Annotated in this window: 21 protein-coding genes and 1 pseudogene; 15 read left to right on the plus strand and 7 right to left on the minus strand. The window is 68.1% G+C overall.

Going from position 1 to position 19,687, the window contains the following annotated elements; genetic code table 11:
• The first annotated feature begins 85 nt into the window (after nt 1-85).
• Nucleotides 86-403 (plus strand): DUF1476 domain-containing protein, encoded by a 318-nt coding sequence (locus tag C9E82_RS01835; RefSeq protein WP_119900607.1) that lies wholly within the window; start codon nt 86-88, stop codon nt 401-403.
• A 94-nt stretch (nt 404-497) separates the two neighbouring features.
• On the opposite strand, the gene C9E82_RS01840 is transcribed toward C9E82_RS01835, so the two are convergent.
• Nucleotides 498-1,001 carry a PaaI family thioesterase gene (locus C9E82_RS01840; protein WP_119900608.1) on the minus strand — a complete coding sequence of 168 codons (504 nt, stop codon included), beginning with the start codon at nt 999-1,001 and terminating at the stop codon, nt 498-500.
• A 3-nt stretch (nt 1,002-1,004) separates the two neighbouring features.
• Nucleotides 1,005-1,487 (minus strand): PaaI family thioesterase, encoded by a 483-nt coding sequence (locus C9E82_RS01845; RefSeq protein WP_119900609.1) that lies wholly within the window; start codon nt 1,485-1,487, stop codon nt 1,005-1,007.
• A gap of 136 nt (nt 1,488-1,623) precedes the next feature.
• Here C9E82_RS01845 and C9E82_RS01850 point away from each other — a divergent pair, with 136 nt between their 5' ends.
• The 14 genes and pseudogenes from C9E82_RS01850 to C9E82_RS01915 all read left to right on the plus strand — a co-directional run bounded on the left by C9E82_RS01850 (nt 1,624) and on the right by C9E82_RS01915 (nt 13,802).
• Nucleotides 1,624-2,004 (plus strand): MerR family transcriptional regulator, encoded by a 381-nt coding sequence (locus C9E82_RS01850; RefSeq protein WP_119900610.1) that lies wholly within the window; start codon nt 1,624-1,626, stop codon nt 2,002-2,004.
• Nucleotides 2,005-2,137: 133 nt separating this feature from the next.
• Nucleotides 2,138-2,533 (plus strand): MerR family transcriptional regulator, encoded by a 396-nt coding sequence (locus C9E82_RS01855; protein WP_183154027.1) that lies wholly within the window; start codon nt 2,138-2,140, stop codon nt 2,531-2,533.
• Between the two features lie 4 nt (nt 2,534-2,537).
• Nucleotides 2,538-4,313 carry an acyl-CoA dehydrogenase C-terminal domain-containing protein gene (locus C9E82_RS01860; RefSeq protein WP_119900611.1) on the plus strand — a complete coding sequence of 592 codons (1,776 nt, stop codon included), beginning with the start codon at nt 2,538-2,540 and terminating at the stop codon, nt 4,311-4,313.
• 149 nt (nt 4,314-4,462) lie between these two features.
• Entirely contained in the window at nt 4,463-5,011 is a 549-nt protein-coding gene (locus C9E82_RS01865) for a hypothetical protein (RefSeq protein WP_119900612.1), read from the plus strand.
• Nucleotides 5,008-5,634, plus strand: a complete 627-nt coding sequence (locus tag C9E82_RS01870) for a glutathione S-transferase family protein (RefSeq protein WP_119900613.1) — start codon at nt 5,008-5,010, stop codon at nt 5,632-5,634. Before C9E82_RS01865 ends, C9E82_RS01870 begins: the two co-directional genes overlap by 4 nt.
• A gap of 31 nt (nt 5,635-5,665) precedes the next feature.
• The gene (locus tag C9E82_RS01875) at nt 5,666-6,877 is read left to right on the plus strand and encodes an acetyl-CoA C-acetyltransferase (protein WP_119900614.1); all 1,212 of its coding nucleotides are present in this window, start codon (nt 5,666-5,668) and stop codon (nt 6,875-6,877) included.
• Nucleotides 6,877-7,347 (plus strand): cupin domain-containing protein, encoded by a 471-nt coding sequence (locus tag C9E82_RS01880; protein ID WP_119900615.1) that lies wholly within the window; start codon nt 6,877-6,879, stop codon nt 7,345-7,347. The genes C9E82_RS01875 and C9E82_RS01880 overlap by 1 nt, the downstream gene beginning before the upstream one ends.
• Nucleotides 7,344-9,527: a 3-hydroxyacyl-CoA dehydrogenase NAD-binding domain-containing protein gene (locus C9E82_RS01885; RefSeq protein ID WP_119900616.1), complete on the plus strand. Its 2,184-nt coding sequence runs from the start codon at nt 7,344-7,346 to the stop codon at nt 9,525-9,527. Before C9E82_RS01880 ends, C9E82_RS01885 begins: the two co-directional genes overlap by 4 nt.
• A gap of 160 nt (nt 9,528-9,687) precedes the next feature.
• Nucleotides 9,688-10,869: a toxic anion resistance protein gene (locus C9E82_RS01890; protein WP_119900617.1), complete on the plus strand. Its 1,182-nt coding sequence runs from the start codon at nt 9,688-9,690 to the stop codon at nt 10,867-10,869.
• Complete coding sequence (locus C9E82_RS01895; RefSeq protein ID WP_240643671.1) at nt 10,866-11,912, plus strand: DUF2927 domain-containing protein; 1,047 nt, start codon at nt 10,866-10,868, stop codon at nt 11,910-11,912. Before C9E82_RS01890 ends, C9E82_RS01895 begins: the two co-directional genes overlap by 4 nt.
• 96 nt (nt 11,913-12,008) lie before the next feature.
• Nucleotides 12,009-12,213 (plus strand): annotated as a pseudogene (locus C9E82_RS01900) (SPFH domain-containing protein); the annotation flags it as partial.
• Nucleotides 12,214-12,289: 76 nt separating this feature from the next.
• Entirely contained in the window at nt 12,290-12,499 is a 210-nt protein-coding gene (locus C9E82_RS01905; protein WP_122449180.1) for a hypothetical protein, read from the plus strand.
• Nucleotides 12,500-12,511: 12 nt separating this feature from the next.
• Nucleotides 12,512-13,423, plus strand: a complete 912-nt coding sequence (locus C9E82_RS01910; RefSeq protein ID WP_119897672.1) for a carbohydrate kinase family protein — start codon at nt 12,512-12,514, stop codon at nt 13,421-13,423.
• A 112-nt stretch (nt 13,424-13,535) separates the two neighbouring features.
• On the plus strand, nt 13,536-13,802 hold the full coding sequence (locus tag C9E82_RS01915) for an I78 family peptidase inhibitor (protein WP_170162041.1): 267 nt from the start codon (nt 13,536-13,538) through the stop codon (nt 13,800-13,802).
• Here C9E82_RS01915 and uvrB read toward each other — a convergent pair.
• The 5 genes from uvrB to C9E82_RS01940 form a co-directional block, all read right to left on the minus strand.
• Complete coding sequence (uvrB, locus tag C9E82_RS01920) at nt 13,799-15,985, minus strand: excinuclease ABC subunit UvrB (RefSeq protein WP_119897674.1); 2,187 nt, start codon at nt 15,983-15,985, stop codon at nt 13,799-13,801. The two genes, C9E82_RS01915 and uvrB, sit on opposite strands and share 4 nt — an antisense overlap.
• Nucleotides 15,986-16,078: 93 nt before the next feature.
• On the minus strand, nt 16,079-17,293 hold the full coding sequence (locus C9E82_RS01925; RefSeq protein WP_119897675.1) for an NAD(P)/FAD-dependent oxidoreductase: 1,215 nt from the start codon (nt 17,291-17,293) through the stop codon (nt 16,079-16,081).
• Nucleotides 17,294-17,394: 101 nt separating this feature from the next.
• Entirely contained in the window at nt 17,395-18,606 is a 1,212-nt protein-coding gene (locus tag C9E82_RS01930; RefSeq protein ID WP_119897676.1) for an aminotransferase class V-fold PLP-dependent enzyme, read from the minus strand.
• Nucleotides 18,603-19,196 carry a Yip1 family protein gene (locus C9E82_RS01935; RefSeq protein ID WP_119897677.1) on the minus strand — a complete coding sequence of 198 codons (594 nt, stop codon included), beginning with the start codon at nt 19,194-19,196 and terminating at the stop codon, nt 18,603-18,605. The genes C9E82_RS01930 and C9E82_RS01935 overlap by 4 nt, the downstream gene beginning before the upstream one ends.
• The gene (locus C9E82_RS01940; RefSeq protein WP_119897712.1) at nt 19,193-19,687 is read right to left on the minus strand and encodes a hypothetical protein; all 495 of its coding nucleotides are present in this window, start codon (nt 19,685-19,687) and stop codon (nt 19,193-19,195) included. The genes C9E82_RS01935 and C9E82_RS01940 overlap by 4 nt, the downstream gene beginning before the upstream one ends.

Below are 19,687 nucleotides of genomic sequence, written 5' to 3' on the forward strand. Positions count from 1 at the left end.
AGATCGGGTCGGGTGGGCAATACAAGGCTTGCGGCAAGGGCGCGCAATGGGCATATCGAAGCGAAGCATGAAACAGGAGGCCCCCATGTCCACCTTCGACGACCGCGAGCGCGCCTACGAGGCCAAATTCGCTCATGACGCCGATCTGCGCTTCAAGGCCGATGCGCGCCGGAACCGCCTGCTGGGCGAATGGGCGGCCGGCCTGCTGGGCAAGGAAGGCGAGGAGGCGCGCAGCTACGCGATGTCGGTCGTGACCGCCGATTTCCAGCAGCCGGGCGACGAGGACGTGTTCCAGAAGGTGGCCGCCGATCTGGAGGGCAAGGCCGACCAGGCGACGATCCGCGCCAAGATGGCCGAGCTGCTGGTCGAGGCGCGCCGCCAGGTCGTCGACGAGGCGAACTGACCGGCGCCGGACGCCCGGCGAAATTGAAAGGGGGCCGCGGCACGACCGCGGCCCCTTGTCGTTGCGGCGGCGTTGCGGCGGCCGGGTGGCGCGCTTATCCGTTCTGCGGCATGACGAAATGGCCGGTGGCCTGCGCGAACAGCCGGGCGCGGTTGTCCTGCCAGGCCTCGACCTGCACCGAGGCATAGCGCCGCCCCGACCGCACCACCCGCGCCCGCGCATAGGCATCGCGCGGCAGGCCCGAGCGCAGGTAGTCCACGGTGAAGTCGATGGTCTTGGGCAGGCGCGGCAGGCTGCCCGGCACCGCCACGTCGGGCGCGATGCGGCCCGATTCCAGGTCTTCCCACATCGCCGCCCAGGACAGCTCGATGATCGCCGCGACCTCCAGGAAGGCGGCCGTCACCCCGCCATGGATCGCCGGCAGCATCGGGTTGCCGATCAGCTTCTGGTCGAAGGGCAGCACGGCGGTCAGCTCGTCCCCGCGCCGGTCGAAGCGGATCCCCAGCCAGTTCATGTAGGGCACGCCCGAGACCAGCGCGGCCAGCGCCGAATCGCGGCGCGACTTGATCCGGTCCAGCGGTTCGTTGCGGTCAGCCATGCCTTACCTCTCCAGCGTGAAGGCGCCGGTCGCGGCGGCCACGGGGTTGTCGCTGTCCTCGTCCAGCGCGACGGCGCGCAGGAATGCCACGTTGCGGGTGACGTGATAGCAGGTCGCGCGCGCCGTGATCCGCTGCCCCGGCGTGGCCGCGCGCATGTAGTCGATGCGCAGGTCGATGGTCGCGGTCGAGCGCGGCTCGGTCGGGTGGACCATCACCGCCGCCCCGCAGCAGGTATCCATCAGCGCCGAGACGACGCCGCCATGGACGACGCCGGTGCGCGGATCGCCGACCAGATGCTCGGCCCAGGGCATCGAGATCGTCGCCCGCCCGTCCTCCAGCTCCTCGACCCGCATCTCCAGCGCCCGCGCATGGGGAATCGCCTCGATGAACTGCCGGGCGATGCGGGCGCGGTCGGATTCCCCGTCCGTGGCGCTTGCGCCGCCCTGCCCCGTCTTGCCGCTCCCGTCCTGGGGGTCGCTGGACATCGGCCGTCTCCCTCATTGTGTTCTTCCCAAGGCTTAGCCGCGCGGCGGGCGGTTTCTCAACCCCTGGCGATGCGCGTCACGGTTGAGAACGCGACAAAGGCAGGTTAGCCTCCGACGCAAGTATGAGGAGACGCTCATGTCCGACGATCAGTCGATCAGCTTCAAGGAGATGTGTGCACGTTTTGACGTCACCCCCAGAACCCTGAGATATTACGAATATATCGAGCTGCTCAGCCCCCGGAAGGACGGCCGCGCGCGGTTCTACGGCCCGCGAGAGATCGCCCGCATGACGCTGATCCTGCGCGGCCGCCGCTTCGGCTTCTCGCTGGAGGAAATCCGCCAGTGGCTGGAGATCTACGAGGCGAAGGGCAGCCGCGAGCAGATCCAGGTCTGGCTGACCCTGGCCGACCGCCAACTGGCGGTGCTGGACGGCCAGATCGCCGAGCTGCAGGCCGCGCGCCAGGACCTGAAGGAGCTGCGCGATGCCAGCCAGGCGGAACTTGACGGCACCCATTGATGAAACCGACCGCCCGCGACAGGCAATTCCGGCGGGGTCGTGACGCTGCGTTCAGCTTACGTTTACGGAAACGTAAGCTTATATGGCTATCACCAGACGCGACAGCCGGTCACAGGAGGAGGACAGGCGTTCCATGCCGGACGAGCTGATGACGATTCGCCAGATGTGCGATGCGTTCGACGTCACACCCCGCACCCTGCGCTTCTACGAGGCGCGCGAGCTGATCTTTCCGGAACGGCGCGGCCAGCACCGTCTCTATGATCGGCGCGACCGGGCGCGGCTGACGCTGATCCTTCGCGGCAAGCGCTTCGGCTTCAGCCTCGAACAGATCCGCCAGCTGCTGGAGCTTTACGAGCCCGGCGGCGCCAACCAGGCGCAGCTCGCCGCGACGGTTGCCGCCGCGCGCGAGAGGCTGGCGGACATGGAACGTCAATATGACGAACTGAAGGGCGCGATCACCGATCTGCGCGGCCAGATCGTCGATGCCGAGGCCCGGCTGGCCGCCAGTAAGGAACAATCCGGAGGATAGATCCATGCCCAGCTACACCCCACCGATCCGCGACCTGCAATTCATCCTTCACGACGTGCTGCAGCTGTCGCAGAGCGGGCTGCCCGGCCATGCGGAACTGGACCGCGACTTCACCGAGGCCGTGCTGGACGCGGCGGGCAAGCTGGCCGCCGAGGTCCTGGCGCCCCTGAACGCGGTGGGCGACCGGCAGGGCTGCCGGCTGGAAAACGGCGTCGTGCGCACGCCCGACGGCTTCCGCGAGGCCTTCGAGGCCGTCAAGGAAGGCGGCTGGACGGCGATGGACTGCGACCCCGAATATGGCGGTCAGGGCATGCCCCACACGCTGCACGCCGCCGCGGGCGAGATGTTCGTCGCCGCCAACATGGCCTTCAACATGTATCAGGGCCTGACCCATGGCGCCTTTTCGGCGATCCATGAACATGGCACCGATGACCAGAAGGCGCTGTATCTGCCGAAGATGGTCAGCTGCGACTGGACCGGCACCATGAACCTGACCGAGCCGCATTGCGGCACCGACCTGGGCCTGCTGCGCACCCGCGCCGAGCCGCAGGACGACGGCAGCTACCGGATCACCGGCACCAAGATCTTCATCTCGGCCGGCGACCACGACATGGCGGAAAACGTCATCCACCTGGTCCTGGCCAAGGCGCCCGGCGGGGGCGAGGGCACGAAGGGCATCAGCCTGTTCATCGTGCCGAAATTCCTGGTCAACGCGGACGGCTCGCTGGGGGATCGCAACGGCGTCGGCGTCGGCAACCTGGAAGAGAAGATGGGCATTCACGGCAATGCCACCTGCGTGATGAATTTCGACGGCGCGAAGGGCTGGCTGCTGGGCGATCTGCACAAGGGGATGCGCGCCATGTTCACGATGATGAACGAGGCGCGGCTGGGCGTGGGCCTGCAGGGCTATGCCTGCGCCATCCCGGCCTATCAGGCCGCCGTGGAATACGCGAAGGACCGGCTTCAGGGCCGCGCCGTCACCGGCGCGAAGAACCCCGCCGGCCCCGCCGATCCGCTGATCGTGCATCCCGACATCCGCCGCAGCCTGATGGACCAGAAATCCTTCCTGGAAGGCGCGCGGATGCTGACGCTGTGGGGCGCGCAGCTGATCGACCGTTCCCGCGCGGGCGACGCGGATGCCGAATCGCTGATCTCGCTGCTGACGCCGGTCATCAAGGGCTTCCTGACCGACAAGGGCTTCGAGACCGCGGTGCTGGCGCAGCAGGTCTTCGGCGGGCATGGCTATATCGAGGAACAGGGCATGAGCCAGTTCGTCCGCGATGCCCGGATCACCATGATCTATGAAGGCGCCAACGGCGTCCAGGCGCTGGACCTGGTCGGCCGCAAGCTGGCGGCCGAGGGCGGCAAGCCGCTCATGGCGCTGTTCGAGATGGTGAAGTCCTTCAGCAGGGAACACGGCGAAAACGAGGCCCTCGCGGCGGATTTCATCGCGCCGCTGAAGGCCGCCTCGAAGGACCTGCAGACCGCCGCCATGTTCTTCATGGAACGCGGCATGAAGAATCCCGACGACGCGCTGGCGGGCTCCTACGACTTCATGCACCTGTTCGGCCATGCCATCCTGGGCTTCATGTGGGCGCGCATGGCGGTGGTGGCGCAGGCCGCGCTGGATGCGGGCGAAGGCGACGCGGCGTTCCTGAAGACGAAGCTGGCCACGGCGCGCTACTATATGAAGCGGCAATTGCCGATGACGGCCACGCATCTGGCGCGCATCAGCTCGGGCGCGGAGCCGGTCATGGCGCTGGAGGCCGAGGCGTTCTGACCGCAGCCTCCGGGTCGCGCAGGCGGGCGGCGGGGCTCATCCCATCGCCCCCCTTGCGCCGCCGCGGCCGAACGGGCGACATGTCGCGGCACCGCTCCGGGCGCGCACCCGTGCCCGGAACGCTGCCCGGACCCGAGGAGGAAAGACCGATGAGATACCGTCACGCCCTGTTCGCCCTGCTGCTGCTGCCAGCCGCCGCCTTCGCGCAATCCGACGCCGACCGCGCCGCCATCGCCGAACTGGCCGGCCGTTTCGAGACCGTGACCCGGAATGCCGACATGGCGGGCTCGCTTCAGATGCTGCCGCCGACGCTGATCGACAGCATCGCGGCCCAGCTGAACATCACGCGCGAGGAATATCTGGGCCACATGATCCAGGCCGCCGAACAGACCGCCGCGCTGATCCAGGTGCGCGAGGTCGAGATCGACATGGAGGCGATGGACTGGCACGAGGCGCCGGACGGCACGCCCTATGCGCTGATCCCGACCCGCAGCGTGGTCGAGGTCAGGGAAGCCCCCGGCGCCGCCGATGTCACCGTCCTGGAAGAGGACAGCCGGACGCTGGCGCTGAAGGATGGCGGCGAATGGCATCTGGTGCGGCTGGGCAGCGACAAGCAGCAGGACAGCGTCCGCATGGCCTTCCCGAACCTCCATGCCGAGGATTTCCCGCTGCCGCAGATGAAGGAACTGGCACAATGACCGCGCAACTGTGGTGTTTCGGCGAATCGGGCAATGCCTACAAGGCGGCGCTGACCATGGAACTGGCCGGCTATGACTGGGCGCCGGTCTTCGTCGACTTCTTCAACGGCGAGGCCCGCAGCCCCGCCTTCCGGCAGCTGAATGCGATGGGCGAGGTTCCGGTCTTCCAGGAATCCGGGATGACCCTGACCCAGTCGGCGGTGATCCAGCTGCATATCGCCGAAAAGACCGGGAAATTCCTGGACGCGCACCGGGCCGAGATCATGCGCTGGCTGTTCTGGGACAATCACAAGATGTCGGGCCAGGCCGGCCCCCTGCGCTTCCTGATGAATTTCCTGCCCGAAGAGAAGCGCCCGGCCGAGGTAATCGCCTTCCAGAAAAAGCGCCTCCAGGCCGCGCTGCAGGTGCTGGACCAACAGCTGGCCGGCCAGCCCTGGGTCACCGGCCTCAATCCGACCATCGCCGATTTCGCCTGCTGCAGCTATCTCTATTACCCCGAGCCCTTCGGCTTCGCGCGCGCCGAATGGCCCCATATCGACCGCTGGCTGGACGCGATCGCCGCCCTGCCCGGCTGGAAACATCCCTACGACCTGATGCCCGGCAACCCGTCCGACAGGGCGTGATCCGAGGCAACAACCGAAAGCGAGGAGAACCATGACTGACGCCTTCATCTACGACGCCGCCCGCACCCCGCGCGGCAAGGGCCGCCCCGATGGCAGCCTGCACGAGGTCACCTCGCTTGCCCTGTCGGCCCGGCTGCTGAACGCGGTCAAGACCCGCAACGGGCTGGAGGGCCACGCGGTCGAGGACGTCATCTGGGGCAATGTCACCCAGGTCAAGGAACAGGGCGGCTGCCTGGCGCGATCCGCCGTGCTGGCCTCGGACCTGGACGAACGCATTCCGGGCCTGGCGATCAACCGCTTCTGCGCCAGCGGCATGGAGGCGGTGAACCTGGCCGCCAACCAGATCAGGGGCGGGGCCGGCGACGGCTATATCGCCGGGGGGGTCGAGATGATGGGCCGCGTCGCGATGGGCAGCGACGGCGCCGCCATCGCCGTCGATCCGTCGCTGGCGATGAAGACCTATTTCGTTCCGCAGGGCATCAGCGCCGACATCATCGCCACCGAATACGGCTTCAGCCGGGACCAGGCCGACGCGCTGGCCGTCGAATCGCAGCGCCGCGCCGCCCTCGCCTGGCAAGAGGACCGTTTCGCGAAATCCATCGTCCCGGTCCTGGACCAGAACGGGCTGACCATCCTCGATCGCGACGAATACATGCGCCCCGGCACCTCGGTCGAGGACCTGGGCAAGCTGAAGGCAAGCTTCAAGGACATGGGCGAGGTGATGCCCGGCTTCGACAAGGTGGCGATGCTGAAATACCCGCATCTGGCCGCGATCGACCACATCCACCATGCCGGCAACAGCTCGGGCATCGTGGACGGGGCGGCGGCCGTGCTGCTTGGCAACCGCGAATTCGGCGAACGCTGGGGCCTGAAGCCCCGCGCCCGGATCCGCGCCACCGCCAAGATCGGCACCGACCCCACCATCATGCTGACCGGCCCGGTCCCGGTGACGGAAAAGATCCTGCGCGACAGCGGGTTGTCGATCGGCGACATCGACCTGTTCGAGGTGAACGAGGCCTTCGCCTCGGTCGTGCTGCGCTTCATGCAGGCCTTCCAGGTCGATCCGGCGCTGGTGAACGTCAATGGCGGCTCGATCGCCATGGGCCATCCGCTGGGGGCGACCGGCGCGATCATCATCGGCACGCTTCTGGACGAGCTGGAGCGGCAGGACAAGCAGCTGGGCCTTGCGACGCTGTGCATCGCCTCGGGCATGGGCGCGGCCACCATCATCGAGCGCGTCTGATGGCGATCCTGCGCAAGGACAGCGTGCCCGAGACCGAAGCCGTCTCGGGCTATCCCGAGCCCTGGAATCTGGGGCGCGGCTTTCTCAGCTATCGCCACATCACCGAGGCGGGCGGGCTGACCCAGTTCGGCGCCGCGGTCGAGACGCTTCTGCCCGGCAAGCAGAGCAGCCAGATGCACTGGGAGGAGCACGAGGACGAGTTCCTCTACATGCTGTCGGGCGAGCTGACGGTGGTCGAGAACGGCGAGGAAACCGTGATCGGGCCGGGCGACGCCTGCTGCTGGAAGGCGGGCGTGCCGGTGGCGCATTGCCTGAGAAACCACGGCGACCGGCCCGCGACCTATCTGATCGTCGGCAGCCGCGTGCCGCACAACATCTGCCATTATCCGGGGCTGGACCTTCTGGCCACGTCCGAGGGCTTCACCCATCTGGACGGCACCCCCTACCCGACGAAGGGAGAGACAGAATGACCGATTTCACGATGCAGAAAGACGCCGACGGCGTCGCGATCATCACCTGGGACATGCCCGGCAAGTCCATGAACGTGCTGACCATGGAGGGCGCGGAAGAGCTGCGCGGCCTGCTGCGGGACGCCTTCACCGATGATGCGGTGAAGGGGATCGTCATCACCTCGGGCAAGAAGGACTTCGCCGCCGGGATGGACCTGAACGTCATCGCCGCGATGAAGGACGACGGCGCGCAGGGCGTCTTCGACGGGCTGATGCGCATCCACACCAACCTGCGGGCGCTGGAGCTGGCGGGGATGGACCCGAAGACCAAGACCGGCGGGAAGCCCGTCGCCGCCGCCCTGCCCGGCACCACGCTCGGCGTCGGGCTGGAGATCGCGCTGGCCACCCACCGCATCTTCGCCGCCGACAACCCGAAGGCCAGGATCGGCCTGCCCGAGATCATGGTCGGCATCTTCCCCGGCGCCGGCGGCACCACCCGGCTGGTGCGCAAGCTGGGCGCGATGGGCGCCGCGCCGCTGCTGCTGGAGGGCAAGCTGAGCGATCCGAAGAAGGCCAAGGCCAACGGGCTGGTCGACGAGGTGGTGGCCGACCCGGTCGCGGCGGCGCGCGAATGGGTGCTGAACGCCAAGGATGCCGACCTGGTCAAGCTCTGGGACCAGAAGGGCTACAAGATGCCCGGCGGCGAGCCCTTCCATCCGGCGGGCTTCATGACCTTCGTCGGCGCCTCGGCGATGGTCCATGGCAAGACCATGGGCGTCTATCCGGCCGCCAAGGCGCTGCTGTCGGCGGTCTATGAGGGCGCGATGGTGCCCTTCGACCAGGCGCTGAAGATCGAGGCGCGCTGGTTCACCCATGTGCTGATGAACCCGTCCTCTGGCGCGATGATCCGCAGCCTGTTCATCAACAAGGAGGCGCTGGAGAAGGGCGCCAACCGCCCCGAGGCCCCGGACCAGACGGTCAGGAAGGTCGGCATCCTGGGCGCCGGGATGATGGGCGCGGGCATCGCCCATGTCAGCGCCATGGCCGGGATCGAGGTGGTGCTGATCGACGCGAAACAGGAAAGCGCCGAGAAGGGCAAGGCCTATTCCGAGGGGCTGCTGGACAAGGCCATCAGCCGCAAGAAGGCGACCGAGGAGAAGAAGGCCGAGGTGCTGGGCCGCATCCTGCCGACGACCGATTACGCCGCGCTGGAAGGCTGCGACCTGATCGTCGAGGCGGTCTTCGAGGACCCGGCCGTCAAGGCCGAGGTGACGAAGAAGGCCGAGGCGGTGATCCCCGAGGACGCGATCTTCGCCACCAATACCTCGACCCTGCCGATCAGCGACCTGGCCGGCGCCAGCGCCCGGCCCGAGCAGTTCATCGGCATCCATTTCTTCAGCCCCGTCGACAAGATGATGCTGGTCGAGATCATCAAGGGGCGCCAGACCGGCCCCCGCGCCGTCGCCAAGGCGCTGGATTTCGTCCGCCAGATCCGCAAGACGCCGATCGTGGTCAACGACGCGCGCTTCTTCTATGCCAACCGCTGCATCATCCCCTATATCAACGAGGGCGTGCGCATGGTGGCCGAGGGCGTGAACCCGGTGTTGGTGGAAAACGCCGCCAAGATGATGGGGATGCCGCTGGGGCCGCTGCAACTGGTGGACGAAACCTCGATCGACCTGGGCGTCAAGATCGCCACGGCCACCCGCGCGGCGATGGGCGATGCCTATCCCGACGGCGCGGTGGACGAGGTGATCTTCTGGATGGCCGATCAGGGCCGGCTGGGGCGCAAGTCGAATGCCGGCTTCTATGCCTATGACGACCAGGGCAAGCGGCAGGGCCTGTGGGAGGGTCTGGCGGCACGCTATCCCGAGGCCGGGGACCAGCCCGAGCTGACCGAGGTGCAGCACCGGCTGATGTTCGTCCAGTCGCTGGAGGCGGTCCGCGCGCTGGAGGACGGCGTGCTGGAGGATATCCGCGAGGGCGACGTGGGCGCGATCCTGGGCTGGGGCTTCGCCCCCTGGTCGGGCGGCCCGTTCAGCTGGCTGGACATCATGGGCGCCGCCCGCGCCGTGCAGATCTGCGACGGGCTGGCCGAACGGCATGGCGAACGCTTCGCTGCCCCGGCCCTGCTGCGCGAGATGGCCGAAAAGGGCGAAAGCTTCCATGGCCGCTTCGGGGCCGAGGCCCGCGCCGCCTGACGGCGCCGGCCGGCAGCCGGGCAAAGCGCGGCACGCATGACACGCTTGGCGAGCGGGGCGAGCTTTCGCCCCGCTCTGTCGTTGAATCGACTGCGAATCGGCCTATGCTGCGCTGCGACATGGGTCGCATCCGGCGATCCCGACCGACAAGGACGAATCGATGACCGAAGACACCCGTCGCCGTGCAGAAGCCGCCCAGAAGGCCATCGACGAGGTGACCTCTGTCGTGCTGCCCGAGCCGCCGCGCGACGAGGTGACGCTGGATGCCGCCGATACCGCCACGGCCGAGCAGATCCGCCGCCGCATGGCCGAGATCGACCTGGGCGATTCGGGCTCGATCATCCGGTTCGGCACGCGCGCCCAGGCGGGGCTGCAGGAAATCAGCCAGCAGATGCTGGCCGATGTGCGCAACAAGGATGTCGGCCCCGCGGGCGAGAGCCTGCGCGAGATCGTCACCACCATCCGCGGCTTCTCCACCACCGAGCTGGACCTGCGCCGCGACCGCAGCTGGTGGGAGAAGCTGCTGGGACGATCCGCCCCCTTCGCGAAATTCGTGGCGAATTACGAACAGGTCCAGATCCAGATCGACCGGGTGACATCGAACCTGGAAGGGCATGAACAGCGGCTGCTGAAGGACATCAAGTCGCTGGACCTGCTCTATGACCGCACGCTCGGCTTCTATGACGAACTGGCGCTCTATATCGCGGCGGGCGAGGAGAAGCTGCGCGAACTGGACGAGCAGGTGATCCCGGCGCGGACGGCCGAACTGGACGCCGCGGCCGAGCCCGACCAGGTGATGGAGGCGCAGGGCCTGCGCGACCTGCGGGCGCTGCGCGACGACCTGGAGCGGCGCGTCCACGACCTGCGGCTGACCCGGCAGGTGACGATGCAGTCGCTGCCCTCGATCCGGCTGGTGCAGGAAAACGACAAGGCGCTGGTGACGCGGATCAACTCGACCCTGGTCAACACGGTGCCGCTGTGGGAGACGCAGCTGGCCCAGGCCGTCACCATCCAGCGCAGCGCCGAGGCCGCCCGCGCGGTCAAGGAGGCCAGCGACCTGACCAACGACCTGCTGACCCGCAATGCCGAGAACCTGCGCCAGGCCAATACCGCGATCCGCACCGAGACCGAGCGCGGCGTCTTCGACATCGAGGCGGTGCGCACCGCCAATGCCGAACTGATCGCCACGATCGAGGACAGCCTGCGCATCGCCGACGAGGGCAAGGCCCGCCGCGCGGCGGCCGAGGGCGAACTGACGAAGATGGAAGACGAGCTGCGCGACGCGCTGGCCTCGGCCACGGCGCGGCGGCAGGGTCTGGACGGAACGACGGAGAGACAATGATCGCGGCGGCGCGGCATATCCACATGGGCGAAACCCACAGGGTTCTTCCGATCCTGCTGTTGCTGGGGCTGCTGGCCCTGTCGGCCTGCGCCGCCGACCGGCCGCCCGAAACCCCGCCGCCGGCCCCGTTGGAAAAGCCCGAGGAACCCGAGACCCCCAGCCAGGCCGAGATCCGCAAGGCCCGCGCCGAACGCAACCGCGCCGCCAACCAGGCCGCCGCCAGTGCCGCCGCCCAGGCCAGCGAACGCAGCCTGGCGCAGCGCGCCCATTACGCGCAGATGGAACGCGACCTGCTGACCCTGGGCAAGCTGCGCCGCGACCGCGTGCCGCTGGACGCGCCCATCGACGCCGAAACGCTGACCCGCAACTTCATGACCGTCGCCTTGCGCGACGAATACGGCCCCGACGGCAACCATGCGGGCCCCGAGGGCGTGCCCGCCCCGCTGCGCCGCTGGCGCGATCCGGTGCGGCTGCAGCTGGAATTCGGCGCCTCGGCCAACCAGCCGCTGCGCAACAGCGTGACCGGCGAGATCACCGCCTATGCCGCGCGGCTGGCCGAGATCACCGGCCATCCGGTCGGCGTCGCGCCCAAGGGCAATTTCGCGGTGCTGATCGTGACCGACGACGAACGCCGCCAGATCGCCGCGCGGCTGCACGAGCTTGTCCCCGGCATCCCCGCCGCCGATGCCGCCGCGATCCGCGACCTGGCGCAGGGCAATACCTGCATCGTCTTCGCCTATTCCTATGGCGACAGCGCCACCTATGCCCATGCCGTGGCGCTGATCCGGGCCGAGCTGCCCTCGCTGCTGCGCAGCTCCTGCATCCACGAGGAGATCGCGCAGGGGCTGGGCCTTGCCAATGACAGCCTCTCGGTGCGGCCCTCGCTGTTCAACGACGACGAGGAATTCGCGCTGCTGACCCGGCATGACGAATTGCTGCTGCAGATCCTCTATGACCCGCGCCTGCGCCCCGGCATGACCGAGGCCGAGGCCCGCCCCATCGTGCGCCGCATCGCCGCCGAGTTGCTGGGCGAAAGCGTCTGACCGGCGCCTGCCGCTTGACGGGGCGGGCGCAACGGGCGCTATGCTGCGCCAACGGGCCCGGCGGAAAGGTCGAGACATGTCCATCGTCGATATCCTTCCATCGCGCCCACGATCGCTGCCCATGGGCTGCGCATCCAGGAATTTCCTATTGGAAACATCGGCTTGCCGCAGGAAGTCGAGAAGATGCTGGACAGGCGGACCTCGATGAGGATCCTAGGCGACCTGGACCGTTTCGGCCAATCCCGGCGCGGCGGCGGGGGCCGGATTGGGGGCGGGAATGGGCGCCGCACTGGGCATGGGCGCGCCGCGCCATCGGCGACGACGCGCAGCGGATCGAACGGATCAGCACCGACCATGCGGATGAGACCTTCAAGCATGTGCTGCTGCCGATCTGGACCGCCGCCTATCGCCATAACGGCCGAAGCTGCCGCTTCGTGGTCAACGGCCAGTCGGGCCGCGTGCAGGGCGAGCCTCCCTGGCCGATGTGGAAAATCGCCGCCGCCGTGATCACCGCGCTGGTAGCGATAACGGCTTTCCTGTATCTGGCCGGGGCAAGCGGTTATATTGATCTGGGCCAAGGCTTTTGAGGGAGGAGAACCATGATCCTGTGCGCGGGGGAATCGCTGATCGACATGGTGCCCGAGGCGGGCGCCTTCCGTCCGCTGGCGGGCGGTTCGGTCTATAACACCGCCATCGCGCTTGGCCGCCTGGGCGAGCCGGTGGCCTATCTGTGGCCGATCTCGCGCGACGGTTTCGGGGACATCCTGCTGCGCCCGCTGGCCGAGGCCGGGGTCGATACCGGGCTCTGCCCGCGCTCGGACCGGCTGACGACGCTGGCGGTGGTAAGCTTGCGCGATGGCGAGGCGCGCTATTCCTTCTATGACGAAGGCTCGGCCGGCCGGATGCTGGCGCCCGAGGACATTCCCGCCCTGCCCGACCATATCCAGGCGATCTTCGCCGGCGGCATCAGCCTGGTCCCCGACCCCTGCGGCGCCGCGATCGAATCGCTGATCGGGCGCAACCATGCCGGCCTGCCGGTGATGCTGGACCCCAATATCCGGCCCTTCTTCATCACCGATCCGGCCGCCTATCGCGCCCGGCTGGACCGGCTGCTGGCGATGTCGGACATCGTGAAGCTGTCATCCGACGACCTGGAATGGCTGTTCCCCGACCTCGCGCCCGAGGAAGCCGCGCAGCAGGTCCTGGCAGCGGGTCCGCGCATCGTGCTGCAGACCGGCGGCGCCTCGGGCGCGCGGGCCATCTGGGCGGGCGGCGCGGTCACGGCCCCCGCGATCCGCACCACCGTCGCCGACACGATCGGCGCGGGCGACACCTTCAATGCCGGCGTGCTTGCCAGCCTGCGCCGCCAGGGCCTGCTGTCGAAAGCCGCGCTGGCCCGGATCAGCGCGGATCAGCTGCAGGCCGCGCTGGCCCTTGGCGCGCAGGCGGCGGCGATCACCGTCTCGCGCCCCGGTGCCAACCCGCCCTGGGCCCATGAAATGCCTGCCTGACGGGACAGGCCGGCTTGTGATGCGTCGGCAACACCGCCGGACCATCCGGTTCGCCGCGATGGAACCCGGCTGCCGGCTTGCCGGTTCTGTCGCAAAGACCGAAGGAGCCGTCATGACCAAGCACCTGATCCTGTCCGCCGCCGCGCTCGGCCTGTTGGCCGCCTGCGGCACCAACCCGCCGCGCCCCTCGCAGGAAAGCTGCAACCTGGCGACGCACAGCCAACTGGTCGGCCAGAACTATGGCGCGATCGACCTGACCCCCGGCCTGACGCATCGCATCATCTCGCCCGGCCAGGCGGTGACGATGGATTTCAATCCGAACCGGCTGAACCTGCATGTCGACGACAAGGGCTGGATCCAGCAGGTGACCTGCGGCTAGCGCCGGCGCTTGGACCGCTTGTTGCCGCCGCGCTGCCCCGCCCTGCCCGCGGTCGAGCGGCCCGAGGCGCCGACGGCGGCCTCGGCTGCCTGCTCGATGGCGGATTGACGGGCCAGCGGATCGTCGGCCACGGCCAGTTCCACCGCCTCCAGCCGCTTCACCTCGTCGCGCAGCCGCGCGGCTTCCTCGAATTCCAGGTTCTCGGCCGCCTTGCGCATCTGCGCGCGCAGGGCATCCAGATGCGCGGCCAGGTTGGCGCCGACCAGGGGCTTCTCGACCCGGGTGGTGATCCGCGACTGGTCGGTATCGCCCTGCCACAGCCCGGCCAGCACGTCCTCGACATTCTTGCGCACGGTCTGGGGCGTGATGCCATGCGCCTCGTTATAGGCGATCTGCTTGGCGCGCCGCCGCTCGGTCTCGGCCATGGCGCGTTCCATGCTGCCGGTGATGCGGTCGGCATACATGATGACCCGCCCGTCGGCGTTCCGCGCCGCCCGGCCGATGGTCTGGATCAGCGAGGTCTCGGAGCGCAGGAAACCCTCCTTGTCGGCGTCCAGGATGGCGACCAACCCGCATTCGGGGATGTCCAGCCCCTCGCGCAAGAGGTTGATGCCGACCAGCACGTCGAACGCCCCCAGCCGCAGGTCGCGCAGGATCTCGATCCGCTCAATCGTGTCGATGTCGCTGTGCATGTAGCGGACCTTGATGCCCTGCTCGTGCAGATATTCGGTCAGGTCCTCGGCCATGCGCTTGGTCAGCGTGGTGACCAGCGTGCGATAGCCCGCCGCCGTGACCCGGCGCACCTCGTCCAAGAGATCGTCCACCTGCATCTCGACCGGGCGGATTTCCACCTGCGGGTCCAGAAGGCCGGTCGGGCGGATCACCTGTTCGGTGAAGACGCCGCCGGTCTGGTCCATTTCCCACTGCGCGGGGGTGGCGCTGACGAAGACCGATTGCGGGCGCATCGCGTCCCATTCCTCGAATTTCAGCGGCCGGTTGTCCATGCAGGAGGGCAGCCGGAAACCATGCTCGGCCAGGGTCGACTTGCGCCGGAAGTCGCCGCGATACATGCCGCCGATCTGCGGGACCGAGACATGGCTTTCGTCGGCGAAGACGATGGCATTGTCGGGGATGAACTCGAACAGGGTCGGAGGCGGCTCTCCGGGCGCGCGGCCGGTCAGATAGCGGGAATAGTTCTCGATGCCGTTGCAGACGCCGGTGGCCTCCAGCATCTCCAGGTCGAAATTCGTCCGCTGCTCCAGCCGCTGCGCCTCCAGCAGCCGGCCCTCGTCCTGGAACTGTTTCAGCCGGACCTGAAGTTCCTGGCGTATCCCCTTGATCGCCTGCTGCAAAGTCGGGCGCGGCGTGACATAGTGGCTGTTCGCATAGATGCGGATCTGCTTGAAGCTGTCGGTCTTCGCGCCGGTCAGCGGGTCGAATTCGGTGATGCTGTCCAGCTCGTTCCCGAAGAAGTCGAAGCGCCAGGCGCGATCCTCCAGGTGGGCGGGCCAGACCTCGACCACGTCGCCGCGCACCCGGAAGCCGCCGCGCTGGAAGCCCGCATCCAGCCGGCGATATTGCTGGGCGACCAACTGGCCCAGGAATTCGCGCTGGTCATAGCTGTCGCCCACGACCATGTCCTGGGTCATCGCCGAATAGGTCTCGACCGAGCCGATGCCGTAAATGCAGCTGACCGAGGCGACGATGATCACGTCATCGCGTTCCAGCAGCGCGCGCGTGGCCGAGTGGCGCATCCGGTCGATGGCCTCGTTGATCTGGCTTTCCTTCTCGATATAGGTGTCGGACCGCGCGACATAGGCCTCGGGCTGGTAATAGTCGTAATAGCTGACGAAATATTCCACGGCATTTTCGGGGAAGAAGCCCTTGAATTCGCCGTATAATTGCGCGGCCAGCGTCTTGTTCGGCGCAAGGATGATCGCCGGGCGCTGGGTTTCCTCGATCACCTTGGCCATGGTGAAGGTCTTGCCGGTGCCGGTCGCGCCCAGCAGCACCTGGTCGCGCTCGCCCGCCGTGACGCCCTGGGCCAGTTCCGCGATGGCGGTCGGCTGGTCGCCCGCCGGGCGGAATTCGCTGTGCATGACGAAGCGCTTGCCGCCCTCCAGCTTGGGGCGGGTGACTTCGGGAAAACGCGCGACGGGGGCGCTGGTATTGTTGTGGCCCATGAGGTTCCTGATCCGAGCGGATTTGCCCTCAAGGTGTGGGCTGGCGCGCGAAAGTCAACCGGGGCTGCTGACAGGACATGTCAGCAGCAGGCCCTAGCGGCGCAGGCGCGCGGGGGCCAGTTCCGCCCAGCCCTCGCCGCCCTCCAGTTCCTCGGCCAGGATCTCGGCCGTGACCGGACCCAGCGTGAAGCCCTGGTGGCCATGGCCGAAATGCGCCCAGAGATTCGGCTGGTCGGGCACCCGGCCCACCACCGGCAGCATGTCGGGCATGCAGGGGCGGCGGCCGGTCCAGGGCTCGGCCTCGACCGGGGCGCCGATCTCGAACAGCTCGCGCGCGGCCTTCTCGCCATGGCGCAGCTGCGGCGGGGTCAGGCGCGGGTTGCGGGTCAGCTCGGCCGCGGTGGCGATGCGCAGCCCCCGGCGCATCGGCGACAGCACGACCGAATTGCCGAAATCGGCGATCGGGAAATGCGGCGGGCGGTCCATGTGGTAATGGCGGTGATAGCCGCGCTTGTAGACCATCGGCACATTCAGCCCGAACCGCGCGGTCATCATCGGCGACCAGGGCCCCAGCGCGATCACCGCATGTTCGCCGGTGGCCTCGTCGGCGCGCCAGCCGGCGCCGTGGCGATGCAGATCGCCCGCGTCGCCGTTCAGCACCCGGCCGCCGCGCCGCTCGAACAGCGCCGCATAGGCCGCGACCAGCCCGCCCGGATCGGAACAGTTCCAGCTGTCCGACCAATGCGTGGCCCCGGCGACGGGGATGCGGATCGTCGGCTCCAGCGCGGCCAGCTGCATGCTGTCCAGAAGCGTCGCCTCGACGCCGAACTCGTCCAGGAAACGCTGCGCGACCACCTGCGCCTTGTCGAATTTCGCCGGGGTGCGGTGCAGCTCGATATAGCCGTCGCGGCGGATGATGTTGTCGGCGCCCGCCGCCTCGATCAGCGGGCCGTGGCGCTGGGTCGATTGCCGGATCAGCCTGCCCCAGACCACCGAGGCGCGCCGATGCGCGGCGGGCAGCGAATGCAGCGCATAGGACCAGACCGCGTTCACCTGCGACAGCAGCCCCGGCACGTTCCATTTCACGTCATAGCCGCGCCCCAGCGCGATCTGCATCAGCGCGCCGGGCGCCAGCGGCATGGCATAGGGCTCGACCGCCTCGGTCTGGATCAGCCCGGCATTGCCATAGCTGGTCTCGCGCCCCGGCGCGTTGCGGTCGATGACCGTGACCTGATGCCCGCGCGCCTGCAATGCCAGCGCGGTGCTGACCCCGACCATCCCCGCGCCCAGAACAAGAATTTCGGCCATGCCATTCTCCTGACACCATTTGGGTCAGGGATGCAGACGCGTCCCGCATCAGGCAAGGATTATCGGCGTTTCTTCGGCAATCTTCCAAAAAAACGCAAGATTCATCCGAAAAGCTCGCGGCAGAAGCTCAAAGCTTCGACCAGCGCGTCCACTTCGGCGACCGTGTTGTACATCCCGAACGAGGCGCGCGCGCTGGCGGTGATTCCATAGAACTCCATCAGCGGCATGGCGCAATGGCTGCCGGCGCGCACGGCGATGCCGCGCTTGTCGAGGATGGTGGACAGGTCATGGGCATGCGCGCCTTCCATGGTCATGGAAAAGATCGCGCCCTTGTCGGCCGCGTCGCCCTGCACCGTCAGCCAGTTCAGGCTGCGCAGCCGGTCGCGGGCATAGTCGCGCAAGGTCCGTTCATGGGCGGCGACATTCTCCATGCCGATATCCATCAGATAGTCCAGCGCCGCGCCGAGGCCGATCTGGTTGACGATGCCGGGCGTGCCGGCCTCGAAGCGCAGGGGCGGCTCGGCATAGTCGATGGCGTCGCGGGTGACGGTGCGGATCATGTCGCCGCCGCCCATGAAGGGACGCATCTCGGCCTGGCGCTCGGCCCGGATCCAGATCGCGCCGGAACCCGAGGGGCCATAGAGCTTGTGCCCGGTGATGCAGTAGAAATCGACGCCAAGCGCCCTGAGGTCGACCGGCATGTGCACGGCGGCCTGGCTGCCATCGACCAGCACCGGCACATCCGTCCCGCGCGCGATGGCGCCGACATCGACCACGGTGCCGGTCACGTTCGACATATGCGTGACCGCGATCAGCTTCGTGCGCGGCCCCAGGGCGGCCAGCACCTTCTCGGGCGGCAGGCTGCCATCGGGTTCCGGCTCGACCCATTTCAGCACCACGCCCTGGCGCTCGCGCAGGAAATGCCAGGGCACGATATTGGCGTGATGCTCCAGCACCGACAGCACGATCTCGTCGCCGGCCTGCAGGCGCGGCGCGGCCCAGCCATAGCTGACCAGGTTGATCCCCTCGGTCGCGCCCGAGGTGAAGATCAGCTCGTCCTCGCTGGGGACGTTCAGGAAGCGGGCGATGATCGCCCGGACGCGCTCGTAATTGTCGGTGGCGAGGTTCGACAGGAAATGCAGGCCGCGGTGGACATTGGCATATTCGTCCTCATAGGCGCGGGTGATCGCCTCGATCACCTGGCGCGGCTTCTGGGCGCTGGCGCCGTTGTCCAGATAGACCAGCGGCTTGCCGTTGACCTGCCGCGACAGGATCGGGAAATCGGCGCGGATCTTTTCGATATCGAAGCTCATTGCGGCATCTCCGGCAGCAGGCCGAATGAGGCGGCCAGGATGGACAGGACGAAGCCAAGCGCGAAGGCGGTGGCGATCAGGCCGACGAAGACCTTGAAGCTGCTGGTGAAGCCGTGCAGCTCCTTGGTGAACTGCACGGTCAGCCAGAAGAACAGCACGATCGCCGCGATCCCCAGCATCGAGGTCAGCGCCGGCAGGACCAGCATCATCAGGATCTGCAGCGCCTGCACGACCAGCAGCACCACCTCGATCCAGACGGTCAGCAGCAGCGCGTCCTCGAACCGGCCCTGGCCGCCGAAGACGCGGCCCACCGCCGCCATCAGCGCGGCGGCGACGGTGATCGCGGCGAACTGCATCCCCGCCATCGCGAAGGGCTGCGAGATGGCGTCGGTGAAGGGCGTGCGCAGCTCCTCGGGGACCGGGGCGATCTGCCCGGCCAGCCAGGCCAGAAGGCCCGAGACGCTGACCGCCAGCAGCAGTGCCATCCAGCGCGCCGACATCGGCAGGCCCAGCCCGATCAGCAACCGCGCCACCTGCGCCGGGTCGCGCAGGGTCAGAACCAACAGGCTTTTCAGATCACCGTTCGTCATCGCCGCTCCACCAGTGCCCAGATACCGGCACCCCATATCACCAGAAATCCGATCCCCGCCAGAGCCTGGCTCAGCATCAATGCCGGGCCGGGGCCGATCATGCCGCCGACCAGCCCCGCCAGCAGCATCGCCGGGCTGACCGCAAGCAGCGCCCAGAACAGCGCCAGCCGCGAATCCTCCTGGCTCAGCCGCCAGGGCGTCAGCCGCGACAGCGCGCCGACCGCCGTGGCCAGCCCATAGACCAGCACCGGCATCAGGAACATGACCGCCAGCAGCGATCCGCCCATCCGCGCGCCAAGCGGGATCGCGGGATCCAGGAAGGCCGCCCGCGCATGGACCGGGGCCTGCGCGACCAGGAAGATCAGCATCGCCGCCATCAGCACCACCAGCTTGACCCGCTCGGGCATGGCGCGAAGACCCCGCACCACCCGGCGCGGGGCCCACCAGCTTTGCATCACACGCGGCAGCACGCCGCCGGACGCCCGGCTCAT

Source organism: Paracoccus sigandri, from assembly GCF_003709565.1.
GTDB lineage: Bacteria > Pseudomonadota > Alphaproteobacteria > Rhodobacterales > Rhodobacteraceae > Paracoccus > Paracoccus siganidrum.

Excerpts from the sequence above, each read along its gene's own strand:
- C9E82_RS01835 (WP_119900607.1), top strand. The coding sequence starts at position 86 with ATGTCCACCTTCGACGACCGCGAGCGCGCCTACGAGGCCAAATTCGCT.
- C9E82_RS01840 (WP_119900608.1), bottom strand. The coding sequence starts at position 1,001 with ATGGCTGACCGCAACGAACCGCTGGACCGGATCAAGTCGCGCCGCGAT.
- C9E82_RS01845 (WP_119900609.1), bottom strand. The coding sequence starts at position 1,487 with ATGTCCAGCGACCCCCAGGACGGGAGCGGCAAGACGGGGCAGGGCGGC.
- C9E82_RS01850 (WP_119900610.1), top strand. The coding sequence starts at position 1,624 with ATGTCCGACGATCAGTCGATCAGCTTCAAGGAGATGTGTGCACGTTTT.
- C9E82_RS01855 (WP_183154027.1), top strand. The coding sequence starts at position 2,138 with ATGCCGGACGAGCTGATGACGATTCGCCAGATGTGCGATGCGTTCGAC.
- C9E82_RS01860 (WP_119900611.1), top strand. The coding sequence starts at position 2,538 with ATGCCCAGCTACACCCCACCGATCCGCGACCTGCAATTCATCCTTCAC.
- C9E82_RS01865 (WP_119900612.1), top strand. The coding sequence starts at position 4,463 with ATGAGATACCGTCACGCCCTGTTCGCCCTGCTGCTGCTGCCAGCCGCC.
- C9E82_RS01870 (WP_119900613.1), top strand. The coding sequence starts at position 5,008 with ATGACCGCGCAACTGTGGTGTTTCGGCGAATCGGGCAATGCCTACAAG.
- C9E82_RS01875 (WP_119900614.1), top strand. The coding sequence starts at position 5,666 with ATGACTGACGCCTTCATCTACGACGCCGCCCGCACCCCGCGCGGCAAG.
- C9E82_RS01880 (WP_119900615.1), top strand. The coding sequence starts at position 6,877 with ATGGCGATCCTGCGCAAGGACAGCGTGCCCGAGACCGAAGCCGTCTCG.
- C9E82_RS01885 (WP_119900616.1), top strand. The coding sequence starts at position 7,344 with ATGACCGATTTCACGATGCAGAAAGACGCCGACGGCGTCGCGATCATC.
- C9E82_RS01890 (WP_119900617.1), top strand. The coding sequence starts at position 9,688 with ATGACCGAAGACACCCGTCGCCGTGCAGAAGCCGCCCAGAAGGCCATC.
- C9E82_RS01895 (WP_240643671.1), top strand. The coding sequence starts at position 10,866 with ATGATCGCGGCGGCGCGGCATATCCACATGGGCGAAACCCACAGGGTT.
- C9E82_RS01910 (WP_119897672.1), top strand. The coding sequence starts at position 12,512 with ATGATCCTGTGCGCGGGGGAATCGCTGATCGACATGGTGCCCGAGGCG.
- C9E82_RS01915 (WP_170162041.1), top strand. The coding sequence starts at position 13,536 with ATGACCAAGCACCTGATCCTGTCCGCCGCCGCGCTCGGCCTGTTGGCC.
- uvrB (WP_119897674.1), bottom strand. The coding sequence starts at position 15,985 with ATGGGCCACAACAATACCAGCGCCCCCGTCGCGCGTTTTCCCGAAGTC.
- C9E82_RS01925 (WP_119897675.1), bottom strand. The coding sequence starts at position 17,293 with ATGGCCGAAATTCTTGTTCTGGGCGCGGGGATGGTCGGGGTCAGCACC.
- C9E82_RS01930 (WP_119897676.1), bottom strand. The coding sequence starts at position 18,606 with ATGAGCTTCGATATCGAAAAGATCCGCGCCGATTTCCCGATCCTGTCG.
- C9E82_RS01935 (WP_119897677.1), bottom strand. The coding sequence starts at position 19,196 with ATGACGAACGGTGATCTGAAAAGCCTGTTGGTTCTGACCCTGCGCGAC.
- C9E82_RS01940 (WP_119897712.1), bottom strand. The coding sequence starts at position 19,687 with ATGAGCCGGGCGTCCGGCGGCGTGCTGCCGCGTGTGATGCAAAGCTGG.